The organism is Pseudoalteromonas sp. NZS127_1 (assembly GCF_015864295.1).
Classification (GTDB): Bacteria; Pseudomonadota; Gammaproteobacteria; order Enterobacterales; family Alteromonadaceae; genus Pseudoalteromonas; species Pseudoalteromonas arctica.
This window is the reverse complement of record NZ_JADYXO010000007.1, coordinates 179,214-189,144: the sequence shown is the minus strand read 5'-3', so window position 1 is coordinate 189,144 and position 9,931 is coordinate 179,214. Positions and strand designations below refer to the sequence as shown.

5 protein-coding genes and 1 pseudogene are annotated in these 9,931 nt (G+C 38.3%); 1 reads left to right on the top strand and 5 read right to left on the bottom strand.

Annotated elements, in window-relative coordinates; translation table 11 throughout:
• Positions 1-143, top strand: a pseudogene (locus tag I6F50_RS09135) (IS4 family transposase); the annotation flags it as partial.
• Positions 144-302: 159 nt separating this feature from the next.
• On the opposite strand, the gene I6F50_RS09130 reads toward I6F50_RS09135, so the two are convergent.
• From I6F50_RS09130 to I6F50_RS09110, 5 genes are all read right to left on the bottom strand, one after another.
• Positions 303-2,192 (bottom strand): bifunctional diguanylate cyclase/phosphodiesterase, encoded by a 1,890-nt coding sequence (locus tag I6F50_RS09130; protein ID WP_231612998.1) that lies wholly within the window; start codon positions 2,190-2,192, stop codon positions 303-305.
• 327 nt (positions 2,193-2,519) lie between these two features.
• The gene (gene asd, locus I6F50_RS09125; RefSeq protein ID WP_197176007.1) at positions 2,520-3,659 is read right to left on the bottom strand and encodes an aspartate-semialdehyde dehydrogenase; all 1,140 of its coding nucleotides are present in this window, start codon (positions 3,657-3,659) and stop codon (positions 2,520-2,522) included.
• A gap of 209 nt (positions 3,660-3,868) precedes the next feature.
• Entirely contained in the window at positions 3,869-6,586 is a 2,718-nt protein-coding gene (locus I6F50_RS09120) for a TonB-dependent receptor plug domain-containing protein (protein ID WP_197176005.1), read from the bottom strand.
• A 97-nt stretch (positions 6,587-6,683) separates the two neighbouring features.
• Complete coding sequence (locus I6F50_RS09115) at positions 6,684-8,285, bottom strand: hypothetical protein (protein WP_197118986.1); 1,602 nt, start codon at positions 8,283-8,285, stop codon at positions 6,684-6,686.
• A 298-nt stretch (positions 8,286-8,583) separates the two neighbouring features.
• Positions 8,584-9,912: a lipopolysaccharide assembly protein LapB gene (locus I6F50_RS09110; RefSeq protein ID WP_197119058.1), complete on the bottom strand. Its 1,329-nt coding sequence runs from the start codon at positions 9,910-9,912 to the stop codon at positions 8,584-8,586.
• Positions 9,913-9,931 lie beyond the last annotated feature (19 nt).

Below are 9,931 nucleotides of genomic sequence, written 5' to 3'. Positions count from 1 at the left end.
CAATACACTGGCAGCACTTACTCAATACACTGGTCTTATTTAAGCTTCCAGCTAGACGAGAGGATAGAAGATATCCCAGATGGGTTAAGCCAAAACCATCTAAGTATCCCCATAAAAAGAAAAATGCCAGTCAGCTTAACTGACTGGCATTAGGCGTATTGCTCCGTTTTAAGTTATTTTCATATGAATGTAAGCTAATAGAATAACACAAAAGAAGTTACCGCTCGCAGCGAGCAAGAAACACACGGCACGCTTAAATCGAACCTAGATAAAACAAACTTTGAGTCTAAAAAGTCAGCGCTCTAACTAATAAGTTTAAGCGCATCGGCAAATCTAACTGGTTTACTGAATATAAAGCCTTGGTATTTATCAATTTGTAAACTTTGTAATAACGTTAACTGAGCTGTGTTTTCTACGCCCTCCGCTATTACTTGGCAACCAATCATGTGCGACATGTTAGTTACCGCAGATACAATACTTTTATCTTTTGAGCATTCACAAATATTATCAATGTAAGATTTATCTATTTTAATATAATCAACTGATAGCTCTTTTAAAACTGATATAGAAGAAAAACCAGTACCAAAATCATCAATAGAGATACGTACACCGGTATTTTTTATGGCCGTAATCACTTTTGACAAATACGGTAAATTTTTAATCATCACTGTTTCTGTTATTTCTAAATGGACATTGTATGGTTTAACTGCGTATCTATTTAAAAGCCCAACCAAAAATTCTAAAAAGTTATGGTTTTCTAGTTGCAACACCGACACATTAATAGACAGTCCAATATTACTATTTACCGCATTTAACTTACTTAGGCTCGCAATAGCTTGCTCAAGTACAAACTCACCTAATATATTAATTTTTCCATATCGCTCAGCAATATCTATAAATTCTGAAGGCGGAATAAATTCATCATTAAATTGCCAACGAAGTAGTACTTCAAACGTTGTTATTTCATTTGTAGTTATATCAACAATAGGTTGATAACACAGATGAAAGTCACCTTTATCTACGCATTCTTTAATAGAGCTACGAAGTACTTCTTCTCTTTTAAGCGATTCGTGCATCCGCTCGTCAAATACCGATATTTCGTTACGGCTTTTCTTACCTTCATACATAGCCACATCAGCATATTTAATCGCGTCTTCAAGAACAAAATTTTCGCGCGTAAAATACAGCCCAACCTTAAAAGAGGGATTTACTTGATAGCTATCCATACTCACTGTTTTCGTTAAAGTTTTAACTAATCTAAAAACACAGTCAAAAAGCTCGTCTTCGGTGTTACTACGAGAATAAAAAATAAACTCATCCCCTCCCCACCTACACGCAATAAAGTCGCCTTGGGTTTGTGTTTCAACTAATCGTTTACCTGTTTGGGCTAATACAAAGTCACCAAAATCATGACCATATTTATCGTTGATGATTTTAAAATCATCCATATCTAAAAATAAAACAGCTTTAATATCATCACTTTGATTGGCTAAATCAAGTTCAACATTAGAAACAAAACTTCCCCTGTTAAACAATTTAGTTAGATTGTCTTTTTGCTCTAAAAGGATTATTTGTTCGGTACGAAGTTGCACTTCATTTTCTAAGTTTTCAATGAATTGATCTAACTTAAGTTCATTATTAATAGATGACTTTACATCTTTTGCACTGCGTATAGCCGTTACAAAACATAATATAAACCATAAAACGAGTCCTAAAACACCCAATACATTTTCATCTTCTATTGGCTGCAAAAGTAATAAAATACTAAATGGAACCAACAAGCAGGTTATGTACGACAGTGATGAGCGAATATCAGAGGCTAAAACATTAACACCGCCACCAGCTAGGGAGCTAAAAACAACCAGAGAGACAAATTTCTCTTGTATTCCCATGTTTTCATAAAACAAAATAGGAAAAGCAGCCCACGTTAAAGCTGTTAATAATAAACCTATAAAATACAGATGATATTTAAAAGGGTGAGCTTTGTTAACAAATACATGACTAACTATTCGAAGTAACGAAATAAGCGTTAGCGTAAAAAACCAGTAAAGTTTTTCTTGAGAGGCACTGTGATTAATACTGCTAAAAATAAGAAAACAAGAAACAACCGTATTTATAGCGATTGCAGAGATAAAATAAGAGCTAACAAATGCTAACCGCTTATTGGCAAAATTATTTATGTGAGAAGTCATTAATGTTACTTGAACAGGCTGTTGCACAGTGTAAACAGTTTACTTAAGTTCAATAATAAACAACAGTAAACATTCATAAATAAGTATTGTTTAAGTCTTCATTACTCATAAAACCAAAAAGGGTTAGCAATTTGCCAACCCTTTTTGTTAATACTGATTATATATTATACCAACTCGCTTAATTAAGTGATCTATTTTGAGGGAAGAAAATCGTGTCGATAACAAGGCAAAAATTTCATTATTTAGTTGTTCTACATCAGAAATTTTTAACGTAGTTAGCGTCAGATTTAACCCCTCAAATTGATCAAGTATTATTGCGAATTGGTATTACTCACCATCAACAATTATGCGTAACATACGACGAAGTGGCTCTGCCGCTCCCCATAAAAGCTGATCGCCTACTGTAAATGCACTAATGTACTTTGGCCCCATCGCTAATTTACGAATACGGCCAACAGGAATGCTTAAAGTGCCTGTTACTTTAACGGGTGTTAAATCTGTAGAACTAATTTCGCGCTCGTTCGGAATTACTTTAACCCACTCGTTATGAGACGCTAAAATTTCTTCAATTTTTTCTACGCTTATATCTTCACGTAATTTAATGGTCATCGCTTGTGAATGGCAACGCATAGCGCCAATACGCACACATAAACCGTCAATAGGTACTGGTTGCTTTGAAGAACCTAAAATTTTATTGGCTTCTACTTGCGCTTTCCATTCTTCTTTAGACTGACCGCTTGGCATAGGCACGTCAATCCATGGGATCAAGCTACCGGCAAGTGGCACACCAAATTGGTCTTGTGGTAAATCACTCGACGCCATCGTTTCGCTTACTATTTTATCAATTTCTAAAATAGCAGAGCTTGGGTTATCTAGTTTATCTGCAACACTTGCATGAATAGCACCCATTTGTGCAATAAGCTCTTTCATATTTCGTGCACCAGCGCCCGACGCCGCTTGGTAAGTCATTGGGCTTACCCATTCAATTAGGTCTTGCTCAAATAAACCACCTAATGCAAGTAACATCAGCGATACGGTACAATTACCGCCCACAAAGGTTTTAACGCCCTGCGCTAAGCCTTGTTCAATTACATCTTTGTTTACAGGATCAAGCACTATTATGCTGTCCTCACTCATACGCAGTGCTGAAGCTGCATCAATCCAGTAACCATCCCAACCCGATTCACGAAGCTTAGGGTAAACCGTATTGGTGTAATCACCGCCTTGGCAAGTAACAATAATATCCATTTTTGCAAGCTCAAATACATCACTTGCATCTAGTAATGGTTTTGCATTACCTGCTATATCAGGGCCTAATTGACCCGCTTGTGAGGTTGTGAAAAAGGTGGTGTCGATAAGTGCAAAATCACTTTGCTGCTGCATACGTTCTAATAACACAGAGCCAACCATGCCACGCCAACCGACTAATCCTACTTTTTTCATTGTTTGTTCCACTGTTTGATTCATAAAAGATGCCTTAATACATTAAAAATTAAATTCATTGCGTGAGATTTAATTTTCATTAACGTCAAAATAACACCACCAGCACCCTAAAACTAGTGAATAAAGTAGAACTTAAATTTTTTTCATAGTCATAAAAAAACCCTGTATTAAATACAGGGTTAGCGGTGGATTTATTCACCCCTTGAGAGGAAGTATTACATTAAAGTAAACGCTTAAAACTCGTAGCTGTAACTTAAGTCAAAGGTAATACCCTGCTCTTTAGAGCGAACAATAATATCTGATTGTGTGACTTCTTGGTCTTCATCTAATAAGTTTTTAACTTTAAATTTAACTTTAGAGTTAAAGTCAGGATAAAAAGTATAAACTAAATCAAGTGAATGAAATGGCTGCTCATAAGCATCGTCACGATTAGCCACACCTGCGGCTAAAATACGCTCACCAAATACGTTATAAACAAGTGAGCTACTGTGCATACCATCAAGTGAATCGTAATTAAGTTGTAAGTTAACTACATATTGAGAGTGACCTGTCATACGCTTTTTAGGGTTAGTTAACGTGCCAGCAAGCGCAGGGTCAATAGACGCCTCAGAATCACTTATTGTAATGTTACCACTGGTAAATAAACCTTCTGCAGCAAACGTTAGGTCCTGAAGCCATTCAGCCTCAATACCGTAAACCTCAGCAGTTTCACCATTAATAAATGACGCAGAGTAATCTTCATCACCAATATTTAGTACAGTTTCGATAGGCGCAGTTATGTCTTTATAAAAGGCAGCTACACTAAATGAATTACCTGCTTGCCCGTAATACTCATAACGTAAGTCATAGTTTTTAATAGGACTACTTTTTATGCCTGTACGGCCAAATGTTCTGATATCAGTTAATGGGTCATAATAAGTTACCGGTACAACTTCACGAAAGTCAGGTCGAACAACCGTTTCGCCATAACCTAAACGAATTTGATAATCGTCACTGCCTACGTAAGTAACTGACAATGCAGGATACCAATCATCTGTGACAATAGAACCCGCTTCAATTTTTTCAGGATCGTAAAAAGTATTTAAATCTTGCTGATCAAAAATAAGGCTCGATGTACCAATGGATGTTTGCTTAAATTCTTCATAACGAATACCACCACTGACTCTTATCCATTGATCGTAAAAAACATCAAATGACGCATAGCCGGCATCAACTTTTTGAGCGGCAATGTAATCGTCGGCATCAGGCGCTGTAGGCTCATTAAAATCAACTAAAATGGCGTTATTATTAATGAAGTCGTCTGTTAAAAAGCCACTGTTATTGAGTGGATCAGCACTTCCATCATTAATTGAAATACCCGAGCCACCACTGTTATTAATAGCAAAACTTGAGGTATTAAATAGTCGCGCCCTATCAGAAAAATCGTAACCAAACTTAAACTCAACTTCCATCGCGTCAAAAGACAGTGGCAAGGTAAGGTTACCGCCGTAGGACTTAACGCGCTCTTGCATATTGGTATACGACATAATTACGCGGTTATCATCGCCGGTTATAGTAGAACCTGCATAGCTGCCATCGTTATTATAACTATCACGAAATTCAAAATCCGCACTGGTAGGAATATCTGTCGTTGCTTTAGCTTCAGTATATTGCCAATCAGCACCTATTCCCATGTAGTCTAAAAAGGTATGTTGACCAATAAATTGAGTAATATTTAACTGGCGCTCTTCGTAATTAAACGCATGGTTACGATTTGCAACGCCATCTCCTGCAATACTAAACGTAGAGCTACCTGCAGGGCTTTGCGAAATAGCAATTTCTGATTCGTCTTCATTATCAATAATATAAAGCTGTTGAGCTGAAATACTATGTGTGCCAAGCGAATAAGAAAGGCTAAGCGATCCGTTATAACTTTCGGTCTCAGTAGTTACCTGTGAATTTTTGACTGTGTTGTAGCACGAGTTAGATACATCATCTGCTGTGGCAAGCGATGTTGTACAATCAATTGAACCATCCTGGTTTTCAAGATCTTGAGTGATTACAGAGCTAAAACGCTCTTCAAAATCCCACTCATCTTTATATGCACCAGCCAGTAAAAAGCCAAATTTGCCGCCAAAGTAAGACTCTTCAAAGCTATCGCCATAATGCGCTTTCACATTATAACGAGGGTCTAACGACTCATCTTTTAGCTCATACCCACGTGGCAGTGACTTTAACAATGCATTGTTAATCGCTGTTGCTTGCTCAGCGCGGGTTTGCTCACCATCAACAAAACCTTCACGACTTACTATATTGCCAATACCAAAGTTACCACGGTATTGTGATATCGCATTGTTTAAAGCCTCTGGAATGCCCTCTTCATTACGATTATACGTAAATCCATCGCCTGATGCTGTATCGTATCCTACGCCTACTTCAAATCCTGCTGTAAATTCACTTGGCGCTGTTTTAGTTCTTATATCAATATTACCGCCACCAAACGCAGCGGGCATATCTGGCGAATACGCTTTTTGAACAGCCATACTCTCAATAATACTGGCAGGAAATATATCTAGTGGGATTACATTACGTGTTAAATCAGGGCTTGGAATATAAGCACCATTTAATCGAGCACTTGAATAACGCTCGCCTAAACCGCGTACGTAAATAAACTTACCATCTACTAACGTCAAGCCTGTTACTCGCCTAAGTGCAGATGCAGCATCACTATCACCAGTACGCGCTAATTGTTCAGAACCTAAAATATCGGCAACAAACGCTTGGTTTTTACGCTCTTCAACAACAGCGGCTGCGCTGCCTTGTAAGCGCGTACCTACAGCAACAACTTCTTCTATTTCTTGTGAATTAGTAAACTGTTCATCCGATTGGGCGGCAATAAGGCTTGTAGACTGTGCAGCTAAGCCTAAGCCAATTGCCCAAGTAATTTGATTGAGTCTATGTTTTTTAGACATGAGAAAATCCTAATCAGGTTATACAAAAGAGGCGCCTTACGCTTAATATACAAGCCACAAGGCGCCTTTAATTAGAGGTTATAAATGCAGTACTTAGTTAGTCAGCATTGGCTGCTGTAACAGCTGCTTGAACCCATTTATACCAGCTAGAATCTGTATCCTGATCCGATACTGCACCAATGTAGTTAACGTTTTCAAAGAATGAATCTGTTGCACTTAAATCAGTGGCCGTAACCGTTACTTCGCTAGCTGCTGTGTTAGTTGCAAAACCATTATCAGCAAGAAGCACTACGTCATCCGTTAGAATTTGATTAGCACCGCTATTTTCGAACCATGCTGTTTTGGTTTGACCTTCTAATGGTCCACTTGCAAAGGTATCTGTATCAGTAAAGTTTGCAGAGCACGCCATTACAGAACTTGTAAATGAAATTTTGTCAGCTTGCTTTTCGCCGTCACCAGAGAATTGAATACACTGTGTATTTGTCGCGTTTTTCTTAATAATAACAGCGTTGTAAATACTTGAATTGAACTGATCATCAAACTTGTATGCTTGTGAAGGGTCATCATCGCGTACAGAGTTGCCATCAGTCGTAATTACAGTGACGTTTGCAACAGTTGGGTTAGAAGGAGAAACTTGCTCAGAAGATGCACCTTTAACGCCATCAGATTCAAAGCCATTGTTACCCATGTTTACAACTGTGCCGTCGTTTAACGTTACAGTACCGTGCTGGATAAATAAGTATTGAGCTTTACCCTGCCAACCAGCATCAAAGTCAAATGAATCATCTTGCGTATCTGTTACTGCAACATGTTTAAGCGTTGTAGCACCACCAAAAATTTCGATACCATCATCAAAACCTTGGTGAATATGTAAATAATCAAACTCAGAGCCAGAACCTACAGCATTAAGTGTTAAAGAGTTTAAATCATCGCCTTCACCACCAACACGTGGACCCGAACCCGCATACCAAATTTTAGCCCATTTAATATTGCCACTAGAATCTGCATTATTGTTACCACCAAAGTAACTTGTAATACCTTCTGAAGCGACGTTACATGTAGCGCCACCGCGTTCTGCATCGGTACATTGGTCAGTAATGCCGTTACCATTAATAATAATACCGCCCCAGTCAGCGTAACGTGCACCTTCGCCAGCGGTATCAAAGCGGTCAAACGCATTCGCTGATGTAAATACAACAGGCTTGTCTTGCGTGCCTACTGCTTGAATTTTTGCACCGCGTGCAACGCGTAAAATAGCTTCACCTGAACCAAAAGCTAACACCGCACCCGGCTCAACGGTCATCGTTGGACCATTCGCTGGAATTTCAAAACCATCAACCGTGCTGCCGTCTTCGCCAATTTGTAGGGCATCATCAAAAACGTGAACACCGCCGCCTGGCAATTCTTTAAACGTAATGTTATTTGTAATAGAGATCGTTTTACTAGCAAATGAGTCGTTATATAAACAGTCAATTCCGCTAACGACACCCGTTACCGTACCTGCATCTGATTCATAGCTTGCACACTCAGCGTCTTCATCAGCCGTTGAGCCCGCTGTATTATTTGAATTATTAACACTGTTATCTGTTGTAGAGCTGTTATCGTTTACAGTGGGTGTAATTTCGATATCGCCGCCACAGCCAGCTAGAGTCATTGCAGTTGCTACTAGGCTGACCTTGAATAAATCAGATAATTTCATTGTTCACTCCGTTAAAGTATTTAATTATTTTGTTAGCGTATTAAGTAAAAACTTAAGTCACTTTAAAGCACGATACTCATGCATTAAGGTGACTTGAGTTATCGAATGCAGGTAAGATACTGTAGTGATATGACAAAGTAGTTACAGTTTGATAACCGTAAGATGACAATGTTAACTTTCATAAAATCAATTGGTTACTTTTTATAGCAACAAAAAAACCGCCATGAGGCGGTTTGGTATTGCGATTATGAAATGGCTTTATAATTCCTACTTATACGTGCGCAGGAATTATTGAAATTTACAGTAAGGCTGTTCTAAGTGTTTCTGCATGCACTTTCTCGCGCTTTACATATTTAATCCATTGTTGTGCTAAACGCTGTGATTTTTTATGTTTTTCGGCTTGTTCGAACGCTAAAATAGAGGCATCAAAATTTTGTAAGTTGTACTGAGCCATACCCAAGGCTACAAATGCATTTGATTCAAAATCAAGTGAGCCTTTATTAAGTGCTTTACGCGCTGCGTCGGCCGCTTCTTCATATTGCTCAGTATTAACATATACTTCAGCTAAGCGTTGATCATACTTACCACTGGGTGATAAATCGGCTGCTTTTACAAAGTATTTTATTGATTTTTCGTCTTCTTTTGCTTGAATCATCGCCTCAGCTACAAAGGCATAGTTTTTAGCGTTTTGCTCTGCAATCCCTTTTTCAATCGCATCGCTCATAACGTCTGCGGCTTTAAATGCTAAGCCGTTATATAAATACACTTGCGCTAATTGACGTAAATCAGACTTAGAGGTTAAAAATCCTTGCTGATAAGCCGCTTCAATTACCGCCAACTGCTGCTTTTCTTGCCCTGTTTCACCATACATACCCGATAACTGTACCCAATACTCGGGCTTGTTATAAAGCTTTACCATGCGCTCAAGTACTTCAACAACTTTGTCAGTTTGATTAAGTGAGTAATACATTGCACGCTGTAGTACTAACCAGTTTTCCTTAGGGATTTTGCCTTCGCTGTCGCTTAAAGCAATTACTTGAGATATGTACTCAAGCCCTTTTTTATAATCCTTTAACTGATAATAAGTTTGGGCTCTTAACAAGTAATAGCCTTCTGTTTTAGGCTTAGTGTTAATACTGTCCCAGTCATCTAAAAATGCGATAACTTTAGTGTAATCACTATTAGCCATAGCTAATTGCGCCAAACTAAACGTAGTGCTTAAACGAAGCGACTCAGGAATGGCTTCCTCTGCTACGACCTTTTCAAACGAAGCTATCGCTTTTGGTAAATCGTTTTCGTTGTAATAAATAAAGCCATAAAAGTTATGCATCATTGCAATTTCGTACGAATTCATACTTGATGCACGTTCTTGAATGCTATCAAGCGCTTCAAGGCCTGCTTTAACATCGCCATCATCAGCGAGTTTTTGTGCACGTGCGAGTTGGCTGTAGACCTTTTCGCGAAGCGCTGGTACACGTTTAGTTTTTTGTTCTGACTCTGCATGTGCCGTAGCTACATTTAGCCCTGGTATCAGGCTTAAAGCACTTGGAGTTACAATGCTTGTACTTACTGCAGCGGTACAAAATAGTGTAACTTTTAAAATTTTAGTTGTTGGGTTTAATTTCATAACTGATTTAATAAATGGT

What these genes read in the sequence shown, in the direction of transcription:
- I6F50_RS09130 (WP_231612998.1), bottom strand. Translation starts at nt 2,192, where the DNA reads ATGACTTCTCACATAAATAATTTTGCCAATAAGCGGTTAGCATTTGTT.
- asd (WP_197176007.1), bottom strand. Translation starts at nt 3,659, where the DNA reads ATGAATCAAACAGTGGAACAAACAATGAAAAAAGTAGGATTAGTCGGT.
- I6F50_RS09120 (WP_197176005.1), bottom strand. Translation starts at nt 6,586, where the DNA reads ATGTCTAAAAAACATAGACTCAATCAAATTACTTGGGCAATTGGCTTA.
- I6F50_RS09115 (WP_197118986.1), bottom strand. Translation starts at nt 8,285, where the DNA reads ATGAAATTATCTGATTTATTCAAGGTCAGCCTAGTAGCAACTGCAATG.
- I6F50_RS09110 (WP_197119058.1), bottom strand. Translation starts at nt 9,912, where the DNA reads ATGAAATTAAACCCAACAACTAAAATTTTAAAAGTTACACTATTTTGT.